The organism is Nocardioides cynanchi, assembly GCF_008761635.1.
In the GTDB taxonomy this organism is placed as follows: Bacteria; Actinomycetota; Actinomycetes; order Propionibacteriales; family Nocardioidaceae; genus Nocardioides; species Nocardioides cynanchi.
Genome location: NZ_CP044344.1, coordinates 1,582,064 through 1,607,139, shown reverse-complemented (window position 1 = coordinate 1,607,139; position 25,076 = coordinate 1,582,064). Strand labels below are relative to the sequence as shown.

Annotated in this window: 23 protein-coding genes; 15 read left to right on the top strand and 8 right to left on the bottom strand. The window is 72.6% G+C overall.

The window, feature by feature from the left end; translation table 11 throughout:
• Window positions 1-282 precede the first annotated feature (282 nt).
• The 4 genes from E3N83_RS07955 to holA all read left to right on the top strand — a co-directional run bounded on the left by E3N83_RS07955 (window position 283) and on the right by holA (window position 5,595).
• Window positions 283-1,200, top strand: a complete 918-nt coding sequence (locus E3N83_RS07955) for a DegV family protein (RefSeq protein ID WP_151082774.1) — start codon at window positions 283-285, stop codon at window positions 1,198-1,200.
• Window positions 1,201-1,271: 71 nt separating this feature from the next.
• On the top strand, window positions 1,272-2,240 hold the full coding sequence (locus tag E3N83_RS19775; protein ID WP_202879350.1) for a ComEA family DNA-binding protein: 969 nt from the start codon (window positions 1,272-1,274) through the stop codon (window positions 2,238-2,240).
• A gap of 6 nt (window positions 2,241-2,246) precedes the next feature.
• Window positions 2,247-4,550, top strand: coding sequence for a ComEC/Rec2 family competence protein (locus E3N83_RS07945; RefSeq protein WP_238343123.1), 2,304 nt, complete (start codon window positions 2,247-2,249; stop codon window positions 4,548-4,550).
• 61 nt (window positions 4,551-4,611) lie between these two features.
• Window positions 4,612-5,595: a DNA polymerase III subunit delta gene (gene holA, locus E3N83_RS07940; protein ID WP_151082773.1), complete on the top strand. Its 984-nt coding sequence runs from the start codon at window positions 4,612-4,614 to the stop codon at window positions 5,593-5,595.
• A gap of 67 nt (window positions 5,596-5,662) precedes the next feature.
• Here the strand turns inward: holA and rpsT are convergent, their stop codons facing one another.
• The 3 genes from rpsT to E3N83_RS07925 all read right to left on the bottom strand — a co-directional run bounded on the left by rpsT (window position 5,663) and on the right by E3N83_RS07925 (window position 7,945).
• Window positions 5,663-5,923 (bottom strand): 30S ribosomal protein S20, encoded by a 261-nt coding sequence (gene rpsT, locus E3N83_RS07935; RefSeq protein ID WP_151082772.1) that lies wholly within the window; start codon window positions 5,921-5,923, stop codon window positions 5,663-5,665.
• Window positions 5,924-6,023: 100 nt separating this feature from the next.
• A complete protein-coding gene (locus E3N83_RS07930; RefSeq protein ID WP_151082771.1) occupies window positions 6,024-7,001 on the bottom strand; it encodes a phosphotransferase in 978 nt (325 codons plus the stop codon).
• On the bottom strand, window positions 6,998-7,945 hold the full coding sequence (locus E3N83_RS07925) for a phosphotransferase (protein WP_238343122.1): 948 nt from the start codon (window positions 7,943-7,945) through the stop codon (window positions 6,998-7,000). Before E3N83_RS07925 ends, E3N83_RS07930 begins: the two co-directional genes overlap by 4 nt.
• A gap of 107 nt (window positions 7,946-8,052) precedes the next feature.
• Here E3N83_RS07925 and E3N83_RS07920 point away from each other — a divergent pair, with 107 nt between their 5' ends.
• Together E3N83_RS07920 and E3N83_RS07915 are read left to right on the top strand one after the other, a co-directional pair.
• On the top strand, window positions 8,053-9,636 hold the full coding sequence (locus tag E3N83_RS07920) for an FMN-binding glutamate synthase family protein (protein WP_151082769.1): 1,584 nt from the start codon (window positions 8,053-8,055) through the stop codon (window positions 9,634-9,636).
• 9 nt (window positions 9,637-9,645) lie between these two features.
• Window positions 9,646-11,373 carry a thiamine pyrophosphate-dependent enzyme gene (locus E3N83_RS07915; protein ID WP_151082768.1) on the top strand — a complete coding sequence of 576 codons (1,728 nt, stop codon included), beginning with the start codon at window positions 9,646-9,648 and terminating at the stop codon, window positions 11,371-11,373.
• A 48-nt stretch (window positions 11,374-11,421) separates the two neighbouring features.
• Here E3N83_RS07915 and E3N83_RS07910 read toward each other — a convergent pair whose 3' ends face one another.
• From E3N83_RS07910 to E3N83_RS07895, 4 genes are all read right to left on the bottom strand, one after another.
• A complete protein-coding gene (locus E3N83_RS07910; RefSeq protein ID WP_151082767.1) occupies window positions 11,422-11,796 on the bottom strand; it encodes a VOC family protein in 375 nt (124 codons plus the stop codon).
• A gap of 41 nt (window positions 11,797-11,837) precedes the next feature.
• Window positions 11,838-12,338 carry a hypothetical protein gene (locus E3N83_RS07905; RefSeq protein WP_151082766.1) on the bottom strand — a complete coding sequence of 167 codons (501 nt, stop codon included), beginning with the start codon at window positions 12,336-12,338 and terminating at the stop codon, window positions 11,838-11,840.
• 119 nt (window positions 12,339-12,457) lie between these two features.
• Window positions 12,458-12,658 carry a hypothetical protein gene (locus tag E3N83_RS07900; protein WP_151082765.1) on the bottom strand — a complete coding sequence of 67 codons (201 nt, stop codon included), beginning with the start codon at window positions 12,656-12,658 and terminating at the stop codon, window positions 12,458-12,460.
• Window positions 12,659-12,683: 25 nt separating this feature from the next.
• Window positions 12,684-13,352, bottom strand: coding sequence for a Crp/Fnr family transcriptional regulator (locus E3N83_RS07895; protein ID WP_191908009.1), 669 nt, complete (start codon window positions 13,350-13,352; stop codon window positions 12,684-12,686).
• A 132-nt stretch (window positions 13,353-13,484) separates the two neighbouring features.
• On the opposite strand from E3N83_RS07895, the gene E3N83_RS07890 reads away from it, so the two are divergent.
• The 5 genes from E3N83_RS07890 to E3N83_RS07865 all read left to right on the top strand — a co-directional run bounded on the left by E3N83_RS07890 (window position 13,485) and on the right by E3N83_RS07865 (window position 19,043).
• Entirely contained in the window at window positions 13,485-14,036 is a 552-nt protein-coding gene (locus E3N83_RS07890; protein WP_151082763.1) for a GAF domain-containing protein, read from the top strand.
• Window positions 14,033-14,848 (top strand): S8 family serine peptidase, encoded by an 816-nt coding sequence (locus E3N83_RS07885; RefSeq protein ID WP_191908008.1) that lies wholly within the window; start codon window positions 14,033-14,035, stop codon window positions 14,846-14,848. Before E3N83_RS07890 ends, E3N83_RS07885 begins: the two co-directional genes overlap by 4 nt.
• Before the next feature lie 94 nt (window positions 14,849-14,942).
• Window positions 14,943-16,808: a translation elongation factor 4 gene (gene lepA, locus E3N83_RS07880; RefSeq protein WP_151082761.1), complete on the top strand. Its 1,866-nt coding sequence runs from the start codon at window positions 14,943-14,945 to the stop codon at window positions 16,806-16,808.
• Window positions 16,808-18,337, top strand: a complete 1,530-nt coding sequence (locus tag E3N83_RS19770) for a GNAT family N-acetyltransferase (protein WP_202879349.1) — start codon at window positions 16,808-16,810, stop codon at window positions 18,335-18,337. Before lepA ends, E3N83_RS19770 begins: the two co-directional genes overlap by 1 nt.
• A gap of 67 nt (window positions 18,338-18,404) precedes the next feature.
• Window positions 18,405-19,043, top strand: a complete 639-nt coding sequence (locus tag E3N83_RS07865; protein ID WP_151082760.1) for a hypothetical protein — start codon at window positions 18,405-18,407, stop codon at window positions 19,041-19,043.
• A 7-nt stretch (window positions 19,044-19,050) separates the two neighbouring features.
• Here the strand turns inward: E3N83_RS07865 and E3N83_RS07860 are convergent, their stop codons facing one another.
• Complete coding sequence (locus tag E3N83_RS07860) at window positions 19,051-20,169, bottom strand: winged helix DNA-binding domain-containing protein (protein WP_151082759.1); 1,119 nt, start codon at window positions 20,167-20,169, stop codon at window positions 19,051-19,053.
• A gap of 176 nt (window positions 20,170-20,345) precedes the next feature.
• Here E3N83_RS07860 and E3N83_RS07855 point away from each other — a divergent pair, with 176 nt between their 5' ends.
• The 4 genes from E3N83_RS07855 to E3N83_RS07840 all read left to right on the top strand — a co-directional run bounded on the left by E3N83_RS07855 (window position 20,346) and on the right by E3N83_RS07840 (window position 25,074).
• Entirely contained in the window at window positions 20,346-20,669 is a 324-nt protein-coding gene (locus E3N83_RS07855) for a hypothetical protein (RefSeq protein WP_191908007.1), read from the top strand.
• A 46-nt stretch (window positions 20,670-20,715) separates the two neighbouring features.
• The gene (locus tag E3N83_RS07850) at window positions 20,716-21,648 is read left to right on the top strand and encodes an aminoglycoside phosphotransferase family protein (protein WP_151082757.1); all 933 of its coding nucleotides are present in this window, start codon (window positions 20,716-20,718) and stop codon (window positions 21,646-21,648) included.
• Window positions 21,649-21,741: 93 nt separating this feature from the next.
• Window positions 21,742-23,154 carry an AMP-binding protein gene (locus E3N83_RS07845; protein ID WP_191908006.1) on the top strand — a complete coding sequence of 471 codons (1,413 nt, stop codon included), beginning with the start codon at window positions 21,742-21,744 and terminating at the stop codon, window positions 23,152-23,154.
• A 102-nt stretch (window positions 23,155-23,256) separates the two neighbouring features.
• Entirely contained in the window at window positions 23,257-25,074 is a 1,818-nt protein-coding gene (locus tag E3N83_RS07840) for an AMP-dependent synthetase/ligase (protein ID WP_151082755.1), read from the top strand.
• The last annotated feature ends 2 nt before the right edge of the window (window positions 25,075-25,076 follow it).

Sequence of the window (25,076 nt, the reverse complement as noted above, 5' to 3'; positions counted from 1 at the left end):
CCGAGCTGCGAGGCGGCCAGTGGGTGGGGTCGTCGAAGCGTGAGGTCGCGAGCGCCAGCGAGTGGCCGAGCTGCGAGGCGGCCAGTGGGTGGGGTCGTCGAAGCGTGAGGTCGCGAGCGCCAGCGAGTGGCCGAGCTGTGAGGCGGCCAGTGGGTGGGGTCGTCAAGCGTGAGGTGGCGGAAGACTTCCCGGCCGAAACCGTCGCTTCCTGGCCGAAATTTCGCCTGGTAAGCGGCGGTTTCCCCGGTGGACCGGGGAAACCTCGCCTGTAGCCTTCCGCGCATGGCCGGCCGGACCGTGATCGTCACCGACTCGACCGCCTCGCTGCCCGCGGAGGTCGCGGCGGCGCGCGGCATCGTGGTGGTGCCGTTGCAGGTCGTGATCGGTGCGACGGTGTACGACGAGGGTGCCGAGGGCGCGACGCCGGAGCTGGTCGCCCAGGCGTTGCGTGACTTCCGGCCGGTGAGCACGTCCCGGCCCGCGCCGGCAGCGCTGCTCGACGTCTACGAGAAGGCGGGGGCCGACGGCGCAGCGGGCGTGGTTTCGATCCACCTGTCCGGCGAGATGAGCGGCACCTACGAGTCGGCCCTGCTGGCCGCTCGGGACGCGTCGATCCCGGTGACGGTCGTGGACACCCGGCAGGTCGGCGTGGCCACGGGGTACGCCGCGCTGTCGGCCGCCGACGTCATCGACAGCGGCGGAACGGCGGAGCGAGCCGCCGAGGCGGCCGGCCGACGGGCGGCGGGCGCCACGGCCCTGTTCTACGTGGACACCCTGGAGTACCTGCGTCGCGGCGGCCGGATCGGCGCCGCCGCTGCCCTGTTCGGCGGGGCCCTCGCGGTCAAGCCGCTGCTCCAGATCCGGGACGGCCGGGTCGCGAACCTGGAGCGCGTGCGCACCTCGGCGCGGGCCCTGAGCCGGATGGAGGACCTCCTGGTGGAGGCCGCCGGTGGCCGCGCCGTCGACGTGTGCGTCTCCCACCTGGCCAACCCGGACCGGGCCGGAGACCTCGCCGGGCGGCTCGGCGAACGGCTGGCCGCCAACCTGGAGGGCCGCCCGGTGTGGTGCGGGGAGCTCGGCGCCGTCCTCGGGGCTCACGTGGGGCCGGGGATGGTGGCGGCGTGCGTGGCGCCGTTGCTGGTCGACGGTGTCGTGCCCGAGTCGGGCAGCGGACCCGCCAGCCGTCCACAGGACGCGTAGACGACCGGCTGATCCACAGTCTCCGTTCGGCCGCGGTCAGCCGGTCGGAGGCCCTGCCTAGCGTCGTCGGCATGCGCAGCAGACCCACCGCCTCCGATCACGAGGCCGCCGTCGCCCGGCGGCTGGAGCTGTTGACCGACGAGCTCGCGGGCGTCCGCGGCGACGGCTCGCCGGTCACCCGGCCGCGGTTGGTGCCGATCGGGGCGGATGACGAGGTCGAGCACGACGCCTGGGTCCCACGCGGCTACACCCGCATCCGCCCGGTCGTCCCGCGGGCCCTGCCCGACGAGTCGGTCCCCCCGGGGCCGGAGCCCCGGACGGTGCTGACCCCCGGGCGGCACGCGTCGCGGCGACTCACCGGCGGCGTCACGGACTCCCTGGCCGGAGCGCTTCCCGACACGCTGCGCGGACGGGTCCTGCTCGGTGCGGGTCAGCTCGCCGTGGTCGCCGTGGTGGCTGCGGTCGGTCTGGCCCTCACCTGCTGGTGGCTGGTCCGCGGCGGCAGCCACCAGGTGCCGGCACCCGTGGCATTGACCAGCCCACGTGCTGCGCTGGCGACACCGGTTGGGGGCGGAGAGCTCCCGTCAGGAGCCGCGTTATCGGGCAGTACGGCCCCGCGCACCCGGGTGGTCGTCGACGTCACCGGCAAGGTACGCCGTCCCGGCATCGCCGTGCTGCGGTCCGGTGCCCGGGTGATCGACGCGATCCGGGCTGCAGGCGGCGCCCGGGCCGGAGTCGACCTGACCACGCTCAATCTCGCCCGGGTGGTCAGTGACGGTGAGCAGATCGTGGTCGGCGGGGGGCCGGTCGCGGTCGCGACCAGTGCGCCCTCCGGGTCGCCGGTCAGCGGGCTGGTCGACATCAACACCGCCGACGAGACCACCCTCGAGACGCTTCCCGAGGTGGGGCCGGTGACCGCCCAGTCGATCATCACCTGGCGCACCCAGCACGGTGGCTTCAGCTCGGTCGACCAGCTCCTCGAGGTCGACGGCATCGGCGACGCGACCCTGGCCAAGCTCACCCCCTACGTCACGATCTGAGCTGTCGTGCGACCCGAGGTGCCCGACCTCCGGATGCCGGCGCTGGCCGCGGCGGCATGGTCGGGAGCGCTCCTCGCTCGGGCATCCGGTCCCGGCTGGCCGGCCCTCGCAGCACTTCTCGGGTGCGGTGCGACGGTCGTGGCCTGGCGACGCCGCGGCCGGCTCGCCGGCCTCACGGTGCTGGCGGCGCTCCTGGTGGCCGGTGCGGCCGCCACCTCGGCCGGAGTCCGGGCCGCCCGGGTCGCCGACAACCCGCTGGCCGCTCTCGGACGGGCCGATGCCTCGGTCACGGTCGTCGGTTCGGTCGTGGACGACCCTCGGCTGATCCAGGGCCGCTTCGCCCAGGAGGTGCTGGTCCGACTTGAGGTGACCCGGGTGCGTCAGGGCGGCACCACGCTGACGCTGAGGGAACCACTGCTGGTCTTCGGCGCCAGATCCTGGATGGGAGCTCCGCTGGGTGCGACGGTCGGGGTCTCGGGGCGACTGTCGTCGAGCACCGGTGGTGACGTGGCGGCGGTCCTCTCCACCAGCGACGGGCCCGACATCCGGGCGGGTCCCGACCCGTGGTGGCGGGCCTCGGACCGGATCAGACAGGCGTTGCGCGACTCCACGGCCCGGCTGCCGCCCGACCGCCGGGTGCTGGTGCCGGCGCTGGTCGACGGCGACGACGCCGGTCTCGACCCGGCACTGGTCGACGACTTCCGGACCACCGGGCTGACCCACCTGCTCGCGGTGTCGGGCACCAACCTCACCCTGGTCGTCGGCTTCGTGCTCGTGGTCGCGCGGTGGCTGCGGGTCCGGGGCCGTTGGTTGTACGTCGTGGGCGCCGGCGGCATCGTCGGCTTCGTGCTGCTCGCGCGGGCCGAGCCGAGCGTGCTCCGGGCGGCCGCCATGGGCACCGTCGCTCTGGTCGGGCTGGGCTCCAACGGTCGCGACCGGGGGACGCGGGCGCTCAGCGTGGCCACGGTGGCGCTGCTGCTCGTCGACCCCGGCCTGGCCTCGTCGGTCGGCTTCGCGCTGTCCGTGCTGGCCACGGCCGGGATCCTGCTCCTGGCGCCCGGTTGGCGTGACGCCCTGGGCAGCTGGCTGCCACGCTGGCTGGCCGAGGCGATCGCGGTGCCGGCTGCCGCTCAGCTGATGTGCACTCCGCTGATCGCCGCGATCTCCGGTCAGGTCAGCCTGGTGGCGGTGGCTGCCAACCTGCTCGCGGCTCCGGCCGTCGGGCCGGCCACGGTCCTGGGGCTGATCGGTGGGGTGCTGACGCTGGCGTGGCCGGCGCCCGGACGGTTGGTCGCTGGTGTGGCCGGCTGGTTCGTGGGCTGGATCGTCGTGGTGGCACGACACGGAGCCGCCCTGCCGACCGCGGCGATCGGCTGGGGGAGCGGCCCGGTGGCGCTGACCGTCCTGACCGGTCTCAGCGTGGGCGTGGCGTTGGGTGCCCCCCACCTGATCCGGCGACGTACCACCGGAGTCGCCTGCGCCGCGGTCCTGGTGCTGGCGGTCCTGGTCCGGCTGCCGACGCCGGGCTGGCCACCCGACGGCTGGGTGATGGTGATGTGCGACGTCGGTCAGGGCGACGGGCTGGTGCTCAACACCGGTGTGGCCGGCACCGCCGTGGTGGTCGACGCCGGCCCCGACCCTCGCCTGATGGACCGCTGCCTGACCGGCCTCGGGATCCGGCGGATCCCGCTGGTCGTGCTGACGCACTTCCATGCCGACCATGTCGACGGCCTGCCCGGGGTGCTCTCCGGACGGCGGGTCGACGCGATCGAGGTGACCCGGCTGGCCGATCCGCCCGAGGGCGTCGCGCTGGTACGCCGTGCCGCCGCGGCCGCCGGGCTCACGCCCACGGTCGCGCCGTACGCCCGGACCCGCCGGATCGGCGACCTCGAGCTGGAGCCGCTCTGGCCGCTGCCGGACTCACCGACCGTCGGGCCCGGTGACGGCAGCACCGCCAACAACGCCAGCGTGGTGATGCTGGCGCGGGTGCGCGGGGTGACGATCCTCCTCGGCGGCGACGTGGAGCCCGAGGGCCAAGCCACGCTGGCCACGATGCTGCCCGGGCTCCGGGTCGACGTGCTCAAGGTGCCGCACCACGGCAGCCGCTACCAGGACCTGCCGTTCCTCCAGTCGCTCCGCGCGCGGCTCGCCCTGATCTCGGTCGGCGCGGACAACGACTACGGCCATCCCGCGGCGGCGACCGTGGCCGGGCTGGCGGCCACCGGCGAGCGGGTGCTGCGCACCGATCTGGACGGCAGCATCGCCGTGGTCGAGCACGACGGCCGGTTGGCCGCGGTCACCGGCGGCTGACACGTTGCGGCAACGACCTCCGGCGCCGGTGGCCGTCGGTGGCGTGTGACAGGCTTCCGCCATGCGAGGTCCGACGGCTCACGACGTACTCGGTCGGGTCACCCTGGTCACCGGCAAGGAGGAGTTCCTCTCCGAGCGGACCGTCGTCGGGGTGCGCGAGGCCGTGCGGCGCCACGACGCGGAGGCCGAGGTCTCCGAGACCGCCGCGTCCGGGTTGAGCCTGGCCCAGCTCGGTGAGCTCGCGGCGCCGTCGCTGTTCTCCTCGACGCGCTGCGTGGTGGTCCGGGGTCTGGAGAGCCTGCCCGAGGAGTCGGTGGACGGCCTGCTCGACTACGCCGGCGCCCCGGTCGAGGACGTCGCCCTCGTGCTGGTCCACGGAGGCGGTCAGCGAGGCTCCGGAGTGCTGACCAAGCTCCGCAAGCTCGCGACGGTGACCGAGGTGAAGTCCGAGGAGCTGCGGCCGTCGGAGTTCCCCGGCTTCGTGACCGCGGAGGCACGACACCACGGCGCCACCATCGAGCCCGAGGCGGCCGCGGCGCTCGTGCAGGCGATCGGCCAGGACCTGCGCTCGCTCTCGGCTGCGGCCGACCAGCTGGCCAACGACTTCCCCGGCGAGACCCTGACCGAGGAGAAGGTGAAGCGCTACTTCGGCGGACGCGCCGAGGCCAAGTCGTTCGCGGTCGCCGACGCGGCCTTCTGGGGCCGGCGCCGTCCGGCTCTCGAGGAGCTGCGCTGGGCCCTCGACGGTGGCACCGCGCCGGTGCTGGTCACGTCGGCCTTCGCCGGCTCGGCCCGGGGCATCGCCCGCTACCTCTCCGCTCCGCGCGGCCTGCGGGAGGTCGACCTCGCGCGTGAGGTGGGCGTCCCGCCGTGGAAGCTCCGCACGATCCGTGACCAGTCGCGCGGCTGGTCCGACGCGGGCATCGCTCGGGCGATCCGGACCATCGCCCGCGCCGACGCCGACATCAAGGGCCACGCCAGCGACGCGTCGTACACCCTGGAGCGGATGGTGCTGACCGTGACCGGCCTGCACGACCGGCCCTGATCCGCCCGGAAATGAGCGGAGGCGCCGATCCCGGGGGATCAGCGCCTCGGCGGCGGGCCGGCTCTCGTCAGAGAGAGGAGGCCTGCTTCATGATGGCCGACTTGCGGTTCGCGGCCTGGTTCTTGTGGATGACACCCTTGGAGACGGCCTTGTCCAGCTTGCGGGCGGCGACGCGACCGGCCTCGACGGCGGTGTCCTTGTCGCCGGCCTCGGCGGCCTCGCGGAACTTGCGGACGACGGTCTTCAGCTCGGACTTCACAGCCTTGTTGCGCTGGTGACGCTTCTCGTTCTGCTTGATCCGCTTGATCTGGGACTTGATGTTCGCCACTGAGGAGCCTTCGGTCTGGGTCGGGACGGGATGGAACAGGAGACTGTGGAGGTGGGCGCGGACGGCGCACACACGAGGGAAGAGGCTACCAGCGGGCCGATCAGCCGCCCAAATCAGCATCGAGACGCCGGACGGCACCGGCGAGGAACCGCCGGGCCTCGGTCCGGCGGAACTCGTTGAGGGTCGGGAGGCTCGGGTCGGCGGCGAAGGTCGAGCGCCAAGCCAGGTAGCAGCCCAGCCCGATCAGCCACCCCGTCACCTGCTGCTCGCCCGCGGCGACCAGGAGCGGGGACCGGCGCACGGAGAGGTCGAACCACGGTGTGTCGACCCGCTCCAGCCGGGCCAGGAGCGGGTCGACCCAGGCCGGCCCGACCCCGGCCGCTCCCCAGTCGACGAACACGAGCGAGCCGTCCGCCCGACGCAGCAGGTTGTCGTTGCGGATGTCCCAGTGGGTGAGCCGGTAGTCGCGCTCCTCGAGCAGTCCGGCCACCAGTGACCGGCAGTGGTCGGCCCGGTCGCGGACGAGGGGCGGGAGCAGCTCGGTCGGGATCTCGTCGAGGTGCTCGAACGCGCCTAACCACCGGGTGAACGACGCCCGGACGTCGATCAGCCCGGGATGCGCGAACTCCTGGGCCCGCTGGCCGGATGGCAGGACGACCCTGGAGAGCTGCTCCCCGAGCGCCTCGGCGGCAACGAGCAGCTGCTCCATCTGCGCGTCGTCGGACAGGTCGGGGTGCCCGCCCTCGATGTCCTCGAGCAACAGTGCCACCCAGCCGTCGGCGTCGTAGGACGCCCGGAGTGTCGCCCACAGCCGATCCGCGCCGATCAGCCCCAGCACCTCGATCTCCCGGCGGAACAGGGTCGGGGTGTCCGCGTTCAGCTCGGAGCCCACCGCCTTGACGAAGGCGCGGGTCCCGTCCGCGGTCACCACGCGGGTCGCGCAGCCGGGGGAGAAGCCGCCGATCTGCTCCTCCCAGCCGACCACCGGCGACCCCAGGCACCCATCGACCCAGGTGCGCACCCGCGCGGGGATCGCCGGGTACGGCGTACGGACGCCCACCGCGCGGGGGGCGGTCACCGACCCCAGCCCCGCCGCTCGCAGAGCCAGTCCCACACGACGTCGCCCTGCCAGCGCTGGGCGTCGCGGATGTGCGGGGACGTCGGAGGGACCGGGTCGTCGGCGGACTTGAGGAAGTAGCCGCAGATCACCGCCAGCACCCGGTCGACGTGGTCCGGGGGTACGTCGCGCAGCAGCGGCCGCTCCGCGATCACGGCGGACACGTCGAGGCCGTCGCCGCGCGGACCGATCAGCATGATCAGGGAGTCGAGCCAGTCGGCGCCGGCGCAGGGCCAGTTCCAGTCGCAGAACAGCGCCCGGCCGTCGGTGGTCAGGAGCACGTTGTCGTCGCGCACGTCGGTGTGGACCAGGGTGTCGCCACCCACCACCTCGGCGAAGCCCGCCGCCAGGGCCGCTGCCTCGTCGGCGTGCGGCAGGTCGCGGGTCGCCCGGACGTGGTCCCAGTAGGCCGGCCAGGTGCCGAAGTCGTCGGCGAAGGAGTCGAGCCCCAGCGCCGGCGGCACCGGGGTGAGCACCGTCGCGACCGTCTCCAGGGCGTCGAGGCAGGCGGCCAGGTCGTCGGCTCGCCAGGGCCGCTGTGGCGGCCGCGCCGCGACGTACTCCAGGCCGAGCACCACCCAGTCGCCGTCCTCCGACCAGAGCAGCCGCGGCGCCGGTACGCCGTCCGGCAGCTCCCGTAGCTTGCGCGCCTCCTCCCGGTACGACTCGGCGAACATCCGCTGGGCGGCGCTGGAGGCTGCCTTCACGAAGTGGCGGCTGCCGTCCTCGCAGGTCAGCACCGACGCGAACCCGGGCGTGAAGCCGCCGCCCTGGGAGGCGGCCGAGGTGACCGGCGACCCGCAGTGCTCCTCGATCCGGGCGCGGACCGCGGGAGGCAGATGCGGCCACTCGAGGCGCCGGGCGGTCCGGCCGTGCGGGATCGTGCTCGGGATGGCGGTCGTCACGCGGCTCATCCTCACCCACGGGGCGGCGGCGCCGCGAACCGGATTCTCAGCCGATCCTCACCTCCGGGGTGAGTCGCCGCGAGGGCGGCGGTGATAGACACGACGGCGTGCTCAAGTTCTTCGTGATCGGGGTCCTGCTCGTCCTCGGCGCCCTCACCACCCTGGCCGCCGCGATCGGCGGCCCCGGCTGGTGGGTGCTGCTCGCGGTGCTGGCCGCCCTGCTCCTGCTCGGGGTGTACGACGTGGTGCAGCGCAAGCACTCGATCCTGCGCAACTACCCGATCCTTGGTCATCTGCGCTTCCTGATGGAGGACATCCGGCCCGAGCTCCAGCAGTACTTCATCGAGCGCAACTGGGACGGCCGGCCGTTCGACCGCGACACCCGCTCCTCGATCTACCAGCGGGCCAAGAACCTCAAGGAGGAGCAGCCGTTCGGCACCGAGCGCGACGTCGACGCACCCGGCTACGAGTACCTCGTGCACTCCACCCGGCCCGTGGACCCGGCCGACGACCCACCCCGCGTGCTGATCGGCGGCAAGGACTGCACGAAGCCCTACCCGATGGCGCTGATGAACGTCTCGGCGATGAGCTTCGGCGCGATCAGCGCCAACGCGATCCGCGCGCTCAACCAGGGGGCCGCGAAGGGTGGCTTCGCCCACGACACCGGCGAGGGCGGGCTGAGCGACTACCACCGCAGCGGTGGCGACCTGGTCTGGGAGATCGGCTCGGGCTACTTCGGTGCCCGGACGAAGGACGGTGACTTCGACCCGGCGAAGTTCCAGGAGGTCGCCGCCGACGACCAGGTCAAGATGACCTCGCTGAAGCTGAGCCAGGGCGCCAAGCCCGGGATCGGCGGTGTCCTGCCGGGCGCGAAGGTGACCAAGGAGATCGCCGACGTGCGCGGCGTACCCCAAGGTGAGAAGTGCGTCTCGCCCAGCGCCCACAAGGTGTTCTCGACACCTCGCGAGCTGGTGCTGTTCATGGCCCGGATGCGCGAGCTGAACGGCGGCAAGCCGGCCGGCTTCAAGCTCTGCCTGGGCTCGCGGGTCGACTTCCTCGCGATCTGCAAGGCGATGGTGGCCGAGGGGGTCACCCCCGACTTCGTGATCGTGGACGGCGGTGAGGGCGGCACCGGCGCGGCACCGCTGGAGTACGAGGACCACATCGGCACGCCGCTGACCGAGGGCCTGCTGAACGTGCACAACTGCCTGGTCGGCGTCGGCCTGCGCGACCAGGTCAAGGTCGGCGCGAGCGGGAAGGTCGCCAGTGGCATCGACATCGTCAAGAGGCTGATCCAAGGCGCCGACTACACCAACTCCGCGCGCTCGATGATGATGGCGGTCGGCTGCATCCAGGCCCAGACCTGCCACACCAACACCTGCCCGGTGGGCGTCGCCACCCAGGACCCCAAGCGGATGCGCGCCCTGAACGTTCCCGACAAGACCGAGCGGGTCTTCCACTACCAGCAGCAGTGCGTGCAGCAGGCGCTGCAGGTGATGGGCTCGATGGGCGTCCACGGCCCCGACGGACTGCGGCCGCACATGCTGCGTCGCCGCGTCGACCACGACGAGGTCCGGTCGTACGCCGAGATGTTCCACCACCTCGAGCCCGGCCAGCTGCTGACCGAGCCGCCCGAGGGTCGCTGGGCCCGCGACTGGGCCGAGGCCGACCCCGACCGCTTCACCGTCTGAGAGGACCGCATGACACTCACCGTTGCCGAGCTCCTGATCCAGTCCCTCGCCGACCACGGCGTGACCCAGGTCTGGGGCGTGGTCGGCGATGCCCTGAACCCGGTCACCGACGCGATCCGCCGCGAGGACCGGATCGAGTGGGTCGGGGTCCGGCACGAGGAGGCCGCGGCGTTCGCGGCCAGCGCGCAGGCCCAGCTGACCGGCCGGATGGCGGTCTGCATGGGCACCGTCGGCCCGGGCGCCATCCACCTGCTCAACGGCCTGTACGACGCGAAGAAGAGCCACGCGCCGGTGCTGGCGATCATCGGCCAGGTGCCCCGCGAGGACATGGGCAGCGACTTCTTCCAGGAGGTGGACAACGACGCGCTGTTCGCCGACGTCTCCGTCTTCTGCCACACGGTCACCAGCGTCGACCAGCTGCCGCACACCCTGGAGCAGGCCGGCAACGCGGCGATCCAGGAGCAGGGCGTCGCGGTGCTCACGCTCCCGGGCGACGTGGGCGGGCTCGACCTGCCCAAGCACACCGCCGTCCCGCAGTTCGTCGACACCCGGCCCGACGCCGTACCGGCCGATGACGCGCTGCGCGCCGCCGCAGCGGCGATCAACGACGGCGGCCCGGTCACCCTGCTCGTCGGCCAGGGGGCGCGGGACGCGCGCGAGGAGGTGCTGGCGCTGGCCGCCCGGCTCAACGCCCCGATGGTGCTCACGCTCAAGGCCAAGGAGGGGTTCGAGCACGACAACCCCTACGAGGTGGGCCAGTCCGGGCTGATCGGCAACCGCGCCACCAAGCTCGCCTTCGACGGCTGCGAGACGCTGGTCCTGCTCGGGACCGACTTCCCCTACCGGAACTTCCTGCCCATGGGGAAGACCGTGGTCCAGCTCGACGTCAGAGGCTCGCACATCGGGCGGCGGACGACGGTCACCCACCCGCTCGTGGGCGACGCCCGGCTCGGCCTCCGGGCGCTGCTGCCGCTCATCGACTCCCAGACCGACACCGGCCACCTCGAGAAGGCGCGCTCGTCGTACCTCGGCTGGCAGGGTCGGCAGCAGGAGCTCGCCGACCCGGAGTACGACGGGAAGCCGAAGGGCATCCTGCGGCGCAAGGTCGACAACCCGGAGGGCCGGATCCGGCCCGAGGTGGTGGCGGCCGCGGTGGACCGGCTGGCGGCGACCGACGCCATCTTCACCACCGACACCGGCATGTCCACGGTCTGGCTGTCGCGCTTCGTGCGGATGAGCGAGGGCCGGCGCCTGATCGGCTCCTACAACCTCGGCTCGATGGCCAACGCCATGCCACAGGCGCTCGGCGCGCAGGGCCTCGACCGCACCAGGCAGGTGGTCGCCTTCTGTGGCGACGGCGGGCTCTCGATGCTGCTGGGCGACCTGATCACCGCGGTCAGCCACGACCTCCCGGTCAAGCTGGTGGTCTTCGACAACGGCCGGCTCGGCATGGTCAAGCTGGAGATGGAGCAGGTCGGGCTGCCGGAGTTCGGCACCGTCCTGCACAACCCGGACTTCGCCGCCGTGGCCCAGGCGATCGGGATGAAGGGGTTCCGGGTCGAGCAGCCGGGCGACGTCGAGGCCGCGCTCCGGGCGGCGTTCGCGCACGACGGCCCGGCGTTGGTCGACTGCGTCACCAACGCCGACGAGATCGCGATCCCGCCCAAGCCGACGCTCGAGCAGGGCTGGGGCTTCGCGATCGCCAAGAGCCGGGAGTTCGTCGACAGCGCCGAGTGAGCTGCCGCGCGGTCTCGACGCCGCTCGGCCACCGGGCGGGTGGCGGACTCAGTCGACGGGCGCGGTGTGGCAGACCGCCTCGACGTTGTTGCCGTCGGGGTCGCGCACGAACGCGCCGTAGTAGTGCGCGTGGTACTCCGGCCACAGGCGGGGCTCGTGCAGCGTCTCGGCGCCCAGCTCGGTCGCGGCCGCATGGAAGGCCCGGACCTGCTCGACGGACTCGGCGGTGAAGGCGACGTGGACCTCGCGGTTGGGACCCATGCCCTCGAAGCGCGACAGCCAGAACGCCGGCATCGTCGTGCCGTAGCCCACCGCCACGTCGAAGTCCATCAGCCGGCGGTGGCCGAGGGTGCCCAGCACCTTGTCGTAGAAGACCTTGGCCGCCTCGAGGTCGGCGCAGTTGATGCCGAAGTGATCGATCATGGCCGGAGTCTGCCACCGGCCGCCGACAGGGAGCCGCGCCGCTAGCAGCCGCAGGTGTAGTAGACGATGTCCCAGTGGCTGCCCTCGTTGGTGTACACGTTGCCCGAGGCGGCCTGGTACATCGGGTAGCCGTCGCCGCGCAGCCCGATGTAGGTGTAGGTCCCGCGGATCCAGCCGTCGTTGCAGGTCGAGCGGGCGATGTCGACCTTGTAGCCGTTCCAGTGGCTGTAGGTGCCGCTGGCGTGGCCGGTCTCGGTGCCGCCGGTGATGTTCACCGCGCAGCCGCTGGCGCGCTTGTAGGTGATGATCCCGCTCACCGTGGACTGGTTGATCTGGTCGTACGACGTGCACGTGGACACGTAGCGGCTCGTGCAGCCACCGCTCGAGGTGCGGGTGATGCCGGCCGCCGAGAGCTGCGCGGCCGCCTGCGCATCGGTCAGCTTGGTGACCGCCTGGGCGGGCGACGGCAGGGCGACGACGCCGGCGACGACGAGCGGGGCGATCACGGCCGAGGCGGCGCGGGCGAGGGTTCTGGTGGACATGGAGGTGCTCCTTCCCCGGCCCGAGCCGGGATCCCGAGATCAGGGCAGCCGACGGGGTGCCCACCTCTTCCTAGCAGCCCGTCGGGGGTCGCGTCACCCCTCGGGACCTCCGTCGACGGTCAGCCGGCCTGCGGTGGTTCGCGGTCGTCGTCCTCGCCGCTGAGGGCCCGCAAGGTGGCGACGTTGGGGCTCTCGCCGGCCTCACGGGCCTGGCGCCGCGCCTGCGACACGCGGTAGGCCGAGACGCCCATGCCGGCGGCGAGGACCACGAAGCCGATCATCCCGAAGATCGCGGTCAGCTGCGTCCCGCCGTCGCCCATGCGGGCATCCTAGGGACAAACCCACTCACTCGGCGGCCTGGCGGAGGGCTTCCTGGTCGGTGACGGTGATCCGGCCCCGACCCAGCCGGACCAGGCCGGCCTCGACGAGGGGCTGCAGCGCCTGGTTGACCGACGGGCGGGTCCCGCCGACCAGCTGGCCGAGCTCGTCCTGGGTGAGCGGGATGGTCACCGGCCCGTCGTCGGTGCCGTACGTCGCGGTGAGCCGCGCGAGCCGGCGTACGACGCGCCGCTCCAGCGGGTCGTACATCGCCTCCTTCAGCTGCATCGACAGCTCGTCGACCCGGCGGGCCAGCAGCCGGGAGACCAGCTGCTCGAGCCCGGGGTTGCGACCGCGCAGCTCGTGGAAGATCGCTGCCGGGATGCTCATGGTCCGGACCTGCTCGAGGGCGACGACGGTGGCGGTGCGTGAGGCCGTGCCGTCGGGCGACTCGGCGAGCAGCGACACCTCGCCGAAGTGGTCGTCCGGGCCGAGGATGTTGACGATGGCGCTGTCGCCCGACGACGTGTGGACGCGGATCGCGACCCGGCCCTCGAGCAGGATGTGGAAGTCGTCGGACGCCGCGCCCTCGTGCACCAGGATCTCGCGCCGCTGGTAGGTGTTCACCCGGGCCGCCCGGAGTAACCGCTTGCGGTCGTCGTCGGGCAGAGGTCGCAGGACCTTGGGAACGTACACCGGGCGAGTCTCGCATCCGGAGGCCCTTGTTGGGGCCGTACGCCACCTCCTACGGTGTGTGCAGCAGCCGCCCGGAGCCTTCGGGTCGGCTCCCATCGTGGGCGCTCGGCCCTGGCCGCCTGAGGAGGACCCATGGTCGTCGGCCCCGGGACGTCACCCGCGCTCGGCTCCGCCGTCGAGGCGCTGCGCCGGCTCTTCGACGCCGCGGCCTGCTCGGTCTCGCTGGTCGACGAGGAGGGCGCCGCGCTGGAGTTCGTCGCCGCCGACGGCGCCGGCGCGGCCGAGATCGTGGGGCAGACGGTCCCGGTCGGACGCGGGATCGCCGGCTGGGCCGCCATGTCCGGGCAGCCGATCGCGGTCAGCGACGTCCAGGCCGACCCGCGCTTCGCCCGCGACGTCGCCGAGTCGACGGCGTACGTCCCCCGCTCGATCCTGGCGGCGCCCCTGATGGGCAGCGACGGCGACGTCCTGGGCGTGCTCTCGGTGCTCGACCCCTCGGTCGACCAGACCAGCGACTGGGTGCTCCGGGTGCTCGGCACGGGCGCCAGCCTGGTCGCCCTCCTGGTCGAGGGCGGCCCGGCCGCGGCGCGGGAGGACACCGGGCTCGACCGGCTCGGCCGTGACGTGCTCCGGGTCGTGGCCGACTGGCGCGCCGATCGGGACGGCGGGAGCACGCAGCCGTGACGACCGCCCCGGCCTGGTCGTCGGCCTTCGAGCGCGGTGCGATCGAGGGCGTGGTCTCGCTGCCGCTGGGCGACGTCCGGGAGTGGGCCTTCTCCGGGAGCACCGGGGCCGGCGTCCGGCTCGCGGTGGTCGACAGCGGTGTGGACGGCGCCCACCCCCGGGTCGGTGGGATCTCCGGAGGGGTCGCCTTCGAGGTCGACCCCGACGACGAGCAGGAGTTCCTCGCCCACGAGGGCCCGCACGAGGACCTCGTCGGGCACGGCACCGCCTGCGCCGCGATCATCAGGTCGCTGGCGCCCGATGTCGAGATCTACAGCGTGCGGGTGCTGGGGCCCAACCTCAAGGGCCGCGGCGCGATGCTGCAGGCCGGCGTCGAGTGGGCGGTCGACCACGGCATGGACGTCGCCAACCTGTCGCTGTCGAGCAAGGCGGCGGCGATGTACGCCCCGCTGCACGGCATCGCCGACGAGGCGTTCTTCGCCGGGACGGTGCTCGTCTGCGCGGCCAACAACCTGCCCGGACCCACCTACCCCTCGCAGTACGCGTCGGTGGTGTCGGTGGCCGCGACGCCCGGTGCGGGGGAGCGGAGCCTGTTCTACAACCCGAGCCCGCCGGTGGAGTTCGGGGCCCGCGGCATCGACGTGGACGTCGCCTGGGCCGAGGGCAGCTCGATCACCGCGACCGGCAACAGCTTCGCGGCTCCGCACGTGGCCGGCATGGTCGCACTGATGCGGGCCAAGCATCCCTGGCTCACGCCGTTCCAGGTCAAGGCCGTGCTGCACGCCGCCAGCGACAACAGCACGAGTGGCTGAATTCGGGCCCTGCAAACCTGCGTGGGAGGATGAGGGTTCGCCCGACCGACGCCCGAAAGGCAGCTCAGAGACCGCCGTGCCGACCCCTTCGCCCGTGCCGCCGACACCCGGCCGGACCGACCCCGCGGTGCTGCGCAACTTCTGCATCATCGCCCACATCGACCACGGCAAGTCCACGCTGGCCGACCAGATGCTCCGGCTGACCGGCGTGGTCGACGAGCGGCACGCCCGCGCGCAGTACCTCGACCGGATGGACATCGAGCGCGAGCGGGGCATCACGATCAAGAGCCAGGCTGTGCGGATGCCCTGGACCGTGCCGGTCGGCAACGACGAGGGCGCCGAGCCGGGCACCTACGTCCTGAACATGATCGACACCCCGGGCCACGTCGACTTCACCTACGAGGTCTCGCGCTCCCTCGAGGCCTGCGAGGCCGCCGTGCTCCTGGTGGACGCGGCGCAGGGGATCGAGGCCCAGACGCTGGCCAACCTCTACCTCGCGCTGGCCGCCGACCTCACGATCATCCCGGTGCTCAACAAGATCGACCTGCCGTCGGCGCAGCCGGAGAAGTACGCCGAGGAGCTCGCCGGCATCATCGGCTGCGACCCCGCCGACGTGCTGCAGACCTCGGCCAAGACCGGGCTCGGCGTCGAGCGGCTGCTCAACGAGATCGTGAAGCAGACGCCGGCACCGGTGGGCGACGAGAGCGCGCCGCCGCGGGCCCTGATCTTCGACTCGGTCTACGACACCTACCGCGGTGTCGTCACCTACGTCCGGGTCATCGACGGCCGGCTCAGCCATCGCGACCGGATCAAGATGATGTCGACCGGCGCCGTGCACGAGATGCTCGAGGTCGGCGTGATCAGCCCTGAGCCGGTCAAGGCCGGCGACCTGGGGGTCGGCGAGGTCGGCTACCTGATCACCGGCGTGAAGGACGTCCGCCAGTCGCGGGTCGGCGACACCGTCACCAGCCAGCACCACGGCGCCACCGAGGCGCTCGGCGGCTACAAGCACCCCAACCCGATGGTCTACTCCGGGCTCTACCCGATCGACGGCGACGACTACCCGACCCTGCGCGACGCTCTCGAACGGCTCCAGCTGAACGACGCCGCGCTGGCCTTCGAGCCGGAGACCTCGGGAGCGCTCGGCTTCGGCTTCCGGTGCGGCTTCCTCGGCCTGCTGCACATGGAGATCACCCGCGACCGGCTGGAGCGCGAGTTCGACCTCGACCTGATCTCGACCGCGCCCAACGTGGTCTACGAGGTGGTGATGGAGGACGGCAGCGTCCACACGGTCACCAACCCGAGCGAGTACCCCGACGGCGGCAAGATCGCCGAGGTCCGGGAGCCCGTCGTCCGCGCCACGATCCTGAGCCCGAGCGACTACATCGGCACGATCATGGAGCTGTGCCAGACCAAGCGCGGCAACCTGCTCGGGATGGACTACCTCTCCGCCGACCGGGTCGAGATGCGCTACACGCTGCCGATGGGCGAGATCGTCTTCGACTTCTTCGACCAGCTCAAGTCGCGCACCAAGGGCTACGCCTCGCTCGACTACGAGCGCTCCGGCGACCAGGCGGCCGACCTGGTCAAGGTCGACATCCTGCTCCAGGGCGAGCCGGTCGACGCGTTCAGCGCGATCGTGCACCGCGACGGTGCCTACTCCTACGGCGTGATGCTGGCGGGCAAGCTCAAGGAGCTGATCCCGCGACAGCAGTTCGAGGTGCCGATCCAGGCCGCGATCGGGGCCCGGGTGATCGCGCGGGAGAACATCCGCGCGATGCGCAAGGACGTGCTCGCCAAGTGCTACGGCGGTGACATCACCCGCAAGCGCAAGCTGCTGGAGAAGCAGAAGGAGGGCAAGAAGCGGATGAAGATGGTGGGCCGTGTCGAGGTGCCCCAGGAGGCCTTCATCGCCGCGCTGTCCAACGCTCCGACCGGTGAGAAGACCGGCAGGAAGTAGTGGCCCGGACGCCGCTCGGGAGCCCGGTGCCGCGCGCCGTCGCGGTGGTGGTGCGCGGCCACAAGGTGCTGGTGATCAGGCGGCGCCTCGACGGACGCGAGTACGCCGTGCTGCCGGGCGGAGGCATCGAGCAGGGGGAGACAGCGGCGCAGGCGGCGGTCCGCGAGCTGGCCGAGGAGTGCACCCTCGAGGGCACCGTGCTGCGGCACCTCTTCGACGGCGACCACGGCGGCCGCACCGCGTCGTACTTCCTGGTCGACGTGGCCGAGGGGGAGCCGGTGCTCGGTGGGGCCGAGGCCGAGGAGCAGGACCCGGAGAACACCTTCCAGCCGCTCTGGGCCACCGCGCCCGAGCTGGAGCTCCTCGACCTGCTGCCGGAGGAGATCCGGCCGCTGCTCGTGCAGGCAGCGTGGCCGCTGACCGTGACCGAGGCGGGCGCCGCCGACCGCCCGGTCGTCGAGGCGCTGTGGCAGCTCTACCAGCACGACCTCTCGGAGTTCCGGCACTCGGCACCCGGGCCGGACGGCAGGTTCGATGCCGGTCGGCTCCGGTCGTACGCCGACCGTCCGGACCGGGCCGCCTACGTGGCCCGGCTGGGCGACGTGCCCTGCGGCTTCGCCCTCGTCCGCGGGCTCGCCGACGGCCGCACGCGTCGGATGGGGGAGTTCTTCGTGACCCGGTCGGCGCGCCGTCGCGGGGTCGCCGCTGAGCTCGCCCGCTCGGTGGTGAGCGCGCACCCCGGCCCCTGGGAGATCCCGTTCCAGGACGAGAACCCGAGGGCGGCGGCTTTCTGGAGACGGTTCGCCGCGGAGACGATGACCGGTGTCTCGGAGCGTCGGGTGCCGGTGCCCGGCAAGCCGCACCTGCCGCCGGACGTCTGGCTGGCGGGCGCGGTCGCCACCGACTGGGTCGACTGGCACGCGCCGTACGCCGATCCGGCGTCCGCCCTGTCGAGGAGGCTGGCGATCGTTCAGTCACACGTCGTGCGGGTCCTCGACGAGACCTCCCCTCGGCCGGTGCGGGTGCTCAGCATCTGCGCCGGGGACGGCCGCGACCTGCTGGGCGTACTGGCCGGCCGCCCGGACGCCGATCGGGTGATCGCGACCCTCGTGGAGCTCGACCCCGATCTCTGCGACCGGGCCCGTTCGGCAGCGGCGGTCGCGGGGCTGACCGGCATCGACGTCCGCACCGGCGACGCGGGTGACCCCACGACGTACGCCGGGGTCGGGGCGGCAGACCTGGTGCTGGCGTCCGGGATCTTCGGCAACGTGCCGGACGACGACGTACGCCGCACCATCGGCCGGCTGCCGGCGGTGAGCGCCCCGGGCGCCACCGTGGTCTGGACCCGGCACCGCAACCCGCCGGACCTGACCCCGGCGATCCGCGGCTGGTTCCGGGACGGCGGGTTCGAGGAGGTCGCCTTCGAGGCGCCCGCCGACGTCGCGTTCAGCGTGGGAGTCCACCGGTGGACCGGCGCGGAGGGCGACGGCGAGCTGGGCGGCGAGAGACTGTTCACCTTCTTCCGGTGAGTCGCGGCAACCCCGGCAACGGTTCGGGCGTCACACCCGTGACAGCACACCGGAAAGGGTGACCCACATGCGACTGCTCGCCGCCACCGCTCTCGCCGCCGCGCTCGCGGCGGCCGCTCTCGTGCCCCTGACCGGTCTGCCGGCCGCCGGCGCGGCCCCCGCCTCCCACACCCACCGCGTCGTCGTCCGGCCGGTCGACGCGAGCGGTCACGCCGTCAGCGGCTGGACGGTGCACCGCGAACGCGGGTTCACCGTGCAGTGCGACGGTCCGGCCCCCGCTGCGGTCGACGACGGGATCGGCGCCTGCTTCCCGACCGCGGCGTACCTGCCGGCCTGCTGGAAGTCGCACCACCACACAGCTCTGTGCCTGCGTGACGCGCGATCCAAGGCCCTGGTCCGGGTGCGCTACAGCGGGGCCTTCACCGCACCGAACGCACCCGCCCACGCCACGCCCCAGGACCTCGACCTGACCGGGGGGCAGCGGTGCTCGATCCGGTTCGGCGGTGCCTGGGGCCAGCTGCCGTCGCACCCGAACTGGCTGGGGTTCGACTCCTGCACCAAGGGCAGCGTCTACGGTCCTCCGTCCGGCGACGGCATCGACCGGAGCACGCCGGTCTGGACCGTGCACGTCTGGAAGAGCGGCACGCGGTCGCGAGTGGTCACCCGTGGCGTCGGCACGGCGTACTACGTCGGAACCGCCGCCTGAGGCGACCTCAGTCGCCGAACGCGACCACGGAGACGGTCACGCCGAGACCGGCGACCAGCGCCGCGACCGCGTCGTCGACCTCGGTCCGCCGCGGCCGTCGCGACCCGGGGAACGACGTCACGGTCAGTGACCGGGCCCGGCCCGTGCCGTCGAGACGCCAGTGCCCCCCGATCCGCCCGTCGACCAGGAGCGGCGCCAGCATCAGCCCGTTGGCGCGGTGCCACAGCACCTCGTTGTCGGCGGTGCCGACGAAGCGGTCGCGGGCCTTCGGGTCGTAGCCGCACAGCAGGGCGTCGAACTCCGGCAGCAGGCGCACGCCGGGCAGGTCGCGCGGTGGGGGAGCGCCCGGCAGGTCGGCGTAGGCCCGTCCGTCCGGGCCCTCGCGCCAGTCCGGCCCGAGGCGCTCGAGCAGCGCGTCGACCTGGCGCAGGCCGAGGCCCGACCACCAGGCGAGGTCGTGACGGCTCGACGGCCCGTGGGCGGCCAGGTGGTGTCGTGCCGCCTCCAGCACGGGGTCGTCGGGCACGACCCGACCCGGCAGCAACGCCGCTGCCGTGCGGTAGCCGGGAGCGCCCTGTCCGGACCAGGCGCCGGTGAGCGGCCGCCGGACCAGCCCTCCGTGGCCGAACGCGAAGTAGCGTCCCCCGTCGTGGTCCAGCCGGGACGAGGACGCCTCCTCGCCGTGCCCGGCGAGCCAGCCCTTCAGGAAGCCGAGCAGCTCGGCGGGCGTGCGCCACTCGTCGTCGGCGAACCCCTCGATGGCCGCCCAGACCTCCTCGAGCTCGGTGTGGTCGAGCCGCAGCATCCTGCTCCACAGGGGACGGTTGCCGACCCGGGTGGTGGCGTCCAGCAGCGCCTGGTCGTCGGCGGTCGACGTGTGGACGGTGCCACGGATGTTGCTGCCGCGCACGATCGCCAGCGACTCGTAGGCCTCGGTGATCGCCTCGTGGGTCAGCCCGGGCAGGCGCGCGCCGAGGCCGACGAACGGCGCTCTCGCACTCTGGGACTGGATCGGACCGGAGCGGGCGACCGCGTCGACGACGGCGGTGGCGTCGCGGCCCACGACGTCCGGGAACTGGCGGGCCAACGAGAGCCCGCGGAGCTCCTCGAGGTCGTAGCCCGTCACCGGCTCAGGCTACGGCTGCACACGCGTGGCAGTCGGGGTGCCTGGTCCGATCGTCGGTGGCGGATGACCCCAGGAGACCAGTCCGGACCGTCGGTCGGTCGGAGATGGCAGGAACGACGAACCGGGCACCTGCCCGCTGCAACGCTGGGGCCATGATCGGTCGACAGGCACTTCCCGTGGACGAGACGCAGCTCGCCGTTCCGCGGCCCGTGTCCTCCGCCCAGCGGCTCACCCTCGTCCCGACCCAGCCCGGCACCGTGCACCGGACCTTCGCCGATGCGGCCGAGACCCGACGCTCGGGTCCGCCGTGGCGCCGTCGTGAACGCCGGATGCCGGCCGGTCTTGTCCATGCCGCCGAGCTGGTCGCCGACCGGTCGCTGTGCGGGCTGCCGCTGGACTCGCTGCACGAGTTCGGACGCAGCCGCTACGCGTTCGAGCACTTCGAGGCGCACCTGCGCTGCTCTGCCTGCCACGCCGCGGCCGGCTCGCCCGACAGCTGAGGGTGCGACCGGACCGCCTCGGCCAGACGGATCCGTCCGTGCCACGATGACCGCCGTGACGATCCGGCTGCCCCGCGGGCTCGAGGAGCAGCGAGGGCTCGGACCCGACTGGGGTCGGTGGCTCGACGACCTCCCGGCTCGCCTCGCCGACGTGCTGGCCGACTGGGAGCTGACCCGAGACGGCGACGACCTGTGGCACGGCTTCTGCTCGCTGGTCGCGCCGGTCCGCACCGCCGACGGCGACTCGGCCGTGCTCAAGCTCGGCTTCGACGGGGACGACGAGTCCGAGCACGAGGCGCTGGCTCTCCAGCACTGGCACGGCGACGGCTTCGTGCGGCTGCTGCGGGCCAACCCGCACCGTCGGGCCCTCCTGCTGGAGCGACTGCACCGACGCGACCTCAGCGGGCTCTGGGACCTCGAGGCGTGCGAGGTGGTGGCCGGCTTCTACCCACGCATCCACCGGCCGGCCCTCCCGCAGCTGGCCACGGTGACGTCGTACGTCGAACGCTGGCTCGACAACCTGGCGGCGATGCCGAACGACGCCCCGATCCCGCGCCGCCTGGTGGAGCAGGCGCTGTCGCTCGGCGCCGACCTCGTCTCCGACCCGGCGAGCGTCGGCCGCATCGTGCACGGCGACCTGCACTACGAGAACGTGCTGGCCGCCGACCGCGAGCCCTGGCTGGTGATCGACCCCAAGCCGATGTCCGGTGACCCGCACTTCGAGCCGGCCCCGATGCTGTGGAACCGGTTCGGCGAGCTCGCCGACGACGTGCGCGGTGGGGTCCGGCGGCGCTTCCACACCCTCGTCGACGTGGCCGGGCTCGACGAGGACCGCGCGCGGGACTGGGTGGTGGTGCGGATGGTCCTCAACGCCCACTGGTCGGTGGAGGACGCGGTGAGGGTCAACCGCTCGCTCACCGCGGAGGACCGCGAGTGGATCACCCGCTGCATCACCATCACCAAGGCCGTGCAGGACTGACCGGGATCGGAGCGGTCGCGTCGGTCGCGCCCACGTGAACCCGGCCTCCCTGCTGGCTAGAGTGACGTGCTCGTGGACCGGAGGAGCGTGCGGGTGGGCAGCGAACCCGTGGGGATCGAGCGACGACCTCGGTCCCTGGCCCACGCCTTCTGGGATCGCGTGGAGGTCGCTCCCGACGCTCCCGCCTATTACTACCCGGTCGACGGCGGCTGGCAGGAGTCCACGTGGGGCCAGACCGCCGAGCTCGTCGAGGGGCTCGCGGCCGGGCTGCTCGCCCTCGGGGTCGGCGTCGAGGACCGCGTCGCGATCGTCTCCACCACCCGCTTCGAGTGGATCCTGTCGGCGCTCGCGGCCTGGTCGGTCGGGGCGGCGGTGACCTCGGTCAGCCCCGGTGCCGACGACGACCGTCTCGCCCACGTGCTGGCAGACTCCGGTGCCCGGGTGGTGATCGCCGAGGACGACGACGAGGTCCGCCAGCTGTGGCGGGTCCGGGCCCGGATCCGCGACGTGGCCAAGGTCGTCCAGATCGACGGGAGCTACCCCGACCAGCGGGTGCTCTCCCTGGACGGTCTCCTGCGCCGGGGGTCCGAGCACTTGGAGGAGCAGCCGCGGGCGACCGCGCAGCGCCGTTACGCCGTACGTCGCGAGGGGCTGGCCGCGATCCGGTACCCCGACGGCTCGGACCCGCAGTCGCGCGGGGTCCGGCTGCGGCACTCGGCGCTGACCTATCAGGGTGCCGCGCTCACCTCGCTGGGCGTGCTCGGCGAGAACGACCTGCTCCACCTCGCCGTCCCGTTGGCACAGACCTTCGGGCAGACGCTGCTCGCGGTGCAGCTGAGCGGCGGTTTCCCCGCGGCCGTGGACGGGGATCCCGAGCGGCTGCTGGGCAGCCTCGCGGTCGTGCGCCCGACCTTCCTGGGCGCGCCGCCCGAGATGCTCACCCGGGTCCGGGCGGCGGTGTCCAAGGAGCAGTCCGGGCGGCTCCAGCGCCGGGCGATGGACCACGCCTACGAGAGTGCCCGCCGGGTCCGGGAGCTCGAGGCGCAGGGGACGGCCGTGCCGCCGCGGGTCAGCCGGCGGCACCGCTCGCTGGACCGTCGGCAGCTCGCCCCGGTCCGCGAGGCCTTCGGTGACCGGCTGCGGTTCGTGGTGGCGGGTACCGCGAGCCTGGAGGCGGGGCTCATGGAGTTCTTCGAGCTGGCCGGGGTGGAGGTGCTCGGCAGCTACGGCGTGACCGAGGCCGGGGGTGCGGTCTGTGTGGACCTGCCGGGGGACCACCGCCCGGGCACCGCGGGCCGGCCTCTGCCCGGGACCAGTATTCGCATCACCGACGACGGCGAGGTGCAGGTCGCCGGCCCGGGTCTGATGGAGGGCTACCACGGCCGCCGACTCGACACCGCCACCGTGTTGCGGCGCGGCTGGCTGTCCACCGGGGACGCGGGGGTGCTGGACGAGGACGGACGGCTGCGGATCCTGGGTCGCCGAGCGGCTCGCTTCGCGGACTGAGCGCGCCGGGACCTGCGTCCCTACCGGAGCGTAACTTCGTCAACTACATTGTGGCCCGGCCGCCCGACGCGACGCGGCCCACGTCCAGCCGCCAGGAGAGTCATGCCCGTCAACACCGACAGCAGCTTCGTGGACGACATGGTCGCCAACGTCGCCCTCCAGTTCCTCGACCGGGTTGCTCGCAGCCCGCGCGCGGAGGCCTTCCGCACGGTGGAGGGTGACGGCTGGGTGCCGGTCACCTGGGCCGAGGCAGGCGCCCAGGTGTCGCGGCTCGCGGCCGGGCTGCTGTCGCTCAGCCTCCAGCCGGAGCAGCGCGTCGGGATCGCCTCGGGCACCCGCTACGAGTGGATCCTGGCCGACCTCGCGGTGATGTGCGCGGCCGGCGCCACCACGACGGTGTACCCGTCGACCAACGCCGAGGACACGGCGTACATCCTCAGTGACAGCGAGTGCCGGGTGGTCTTCGCGGAGGACGACGAGCAGATCGCCAAGCTCAAGGACAACAAGTCCGAGCTGCCGCACCTGACGAAGGTCGTCACGTTCGACGGCACCACCGACGGTGACTGGGTGATCGGCCTGGATGACCTCGCTGCGCTCGGGGACACCTATCTCGCCGAGCACCCCCACGTGATCGAGGAGACCGCGCAGAAGATCGGCCCCGACCAGCTGGCGACGCTGATCTACACCTCGGGGACCACCGGCCGCCCGAAGGGCGTGCGCCTGCGGCACCGCTCGTGGGTCTACGAGGGCTCGGCGATCGCCGCCCAGAACATCCTCAGCGAGGACGACCTCGAGTTCCGGTGGCTGCCGATGGCCCACTCCTTCGGCAAGGTCCTGCTCTCCACCCAGCTGGCGATCGGCTACTCGGCGGCCATCGACGGACGCGTGGAGAAGATCGTGGACAACCTGGGGGTCGTGAAGCCGACGTTCATGGGGGCCGCACCGCGGATCTTCGAGAAGGCGCACGCCCGGATCGTCACCATGCAGGCCGCGGAGGGCGGCGCCAAGGAGGCGATCTTCAAGCAGGCCTTCAAGGTCGGCCTCGCCGTGGACCGGGCCAAGCGCGACGGCCGCAGCCCCGGGCTCCTTCTCAACGCCCAGCACGCGGTGTTCGACCGGCTGGTCTTCGCCAAGGTGCGGGAACGCTTCGGCGGCCGGGTGCGCTTCTTCATCTCGGGCGCCGCCGCCCTCAACCAGGAGATCGCCGAGTGGTTCCACGCCGCGGGCATCCTGATCCTGGAGGGCTACGGGCTGACCGAGTCCTCGGCCGGCTCGTTCGTGAACCTGCCCGACAGCTACAAGATGGGCACCGTCGGACACATCTTCCCGGGCAGTGAGGTGCGGCTCGGTGACGGCGACGAGATCCAGATCAAGGGGCCGGGCGTGATGGACGGCTATCACAACCTGCCCGAGGAGACCGAGAAGTCACTCACCGACGACGGCTGGCTGCGGACCGGTGACAAGGGCGAGGTCGACGCGGACGGCTTCCTGCGGATCACCGGCCGGATCAAGGAGCTCTTCAAGACCTCCGGCGGGAAGTACATCGCCCCGCCCGCGATCGAGTCGAAGTTCAAGGCGATCTGTCCCTACGCCAGCCAGTTCGTGGTGTTCGGCAACGAACGCAACTTCGTGGTCGCCCTGATCACCCTCGACCCCGACGCCCTGGCCGACTGGGCCAAGGAGCACGCCGTCAGCGGCGACTACGCCGAGATCGTCAAGTCGGACGCGTGCCAGAAGATGGTGGCCGGGTACGTCGACGAGCTCAATGGTCGCCTGAACCGGTGGGAGACCATCAAGAAGTGGCAGCTCCTGGACCACGACCTCTCCGTCGAGTCCGGTGAGCTCACTCCCTCGATGAAGGTCAAGCGCAACGTCGTCGAGGACAACTACGCCTCGGTGATCGACGGCTTCTACTCCTGACC

What these genes read in the sequence shown, in the direction of transcription:
- E3N83_RS07955 (WP_151082774.1), top strand. Translation starts at nt 283, where the DNA reads ATGGCCGGCCGGACCGTGATCGTCACCGACTCGACCGCCTCGCTGCCC.
- E3N83_RS19775 (WP_202879350.1), top strand. Translation starts at nt 1,272, where the DNA reads ATGCGCAGCAGACCCACCGCCTCCGATCACGAGGCCGCCGTCGCCCGG.
- holA (WP_151082773.1), top strand. Translation starts at nt 4,612, where the DNA reads ATGCGAGGTCCGACGGCTCACGACGTACTCGGTCGGGTCACCCTGGTC.
- E3N83_RS07915 (WP_151082768.1), top strand. Translation starts at nt 9,646, where the DNA reads ATGACACTCACCGTTGCCGAGCTCCTGATCCAGTCCCTCGCCGACCAC.
- E3N83_RS07910 (WP_151082767.1), bottom strand. Translation starts at nt 11,796, where the DNA reads ATGATCGATCACTTCGGCATCAACTGCGCCGACCTCGAGGCGGCCAAG.
- E3N83_RS07905 (WP_151082766.1), bottom strand. Translation starts at nt 12,338, where the DNA reads ATGTCCACCAGAACCCTCGCCCGCGCCGCCTCGGCCGTGATCGCCCCG.
- E3N83_RS07900 (WP_151082765.1), bottom strand. Translation starts at nt 12,658, where the DNA reads ATGGGCGACGGCGGGACGCAGCTGACCGCGATCTTCGGGATGATCGGC.
- E3N83_RS07890 (WP_151082763.1), top strand. Translation starts at nt 13,485, where the DNA reads ATGGTCGTCGGCCCCGGGACGTCACCCGCGCTCGGCTCCGCCGTCGAG.
- E3N83_RS07865 (WP_151082760.1), top strand. Translation starts at nt 18,405, where the DNA reads ATGCGACTGCTCGCCGCCACCGCTCTCGCCGCCGCGCTCGCGGCGGCC.
- E3N83_RS07850 (WP_151082757.1), top strand. Translation starts at nt 20,716, where the DNA reads ATGACCGCCGTGACGATCCGGCTGCCCCGCGGGCTCGAGGAGCAGCGA.
- E3N83_RS07840 (WP_151082755.1), top strand. Translation starts at nt 23,257, where the DNA reads ATGCCCGTCAACACCGACAGCAGCTTCGTGGACGACATGGTCGCCAAC.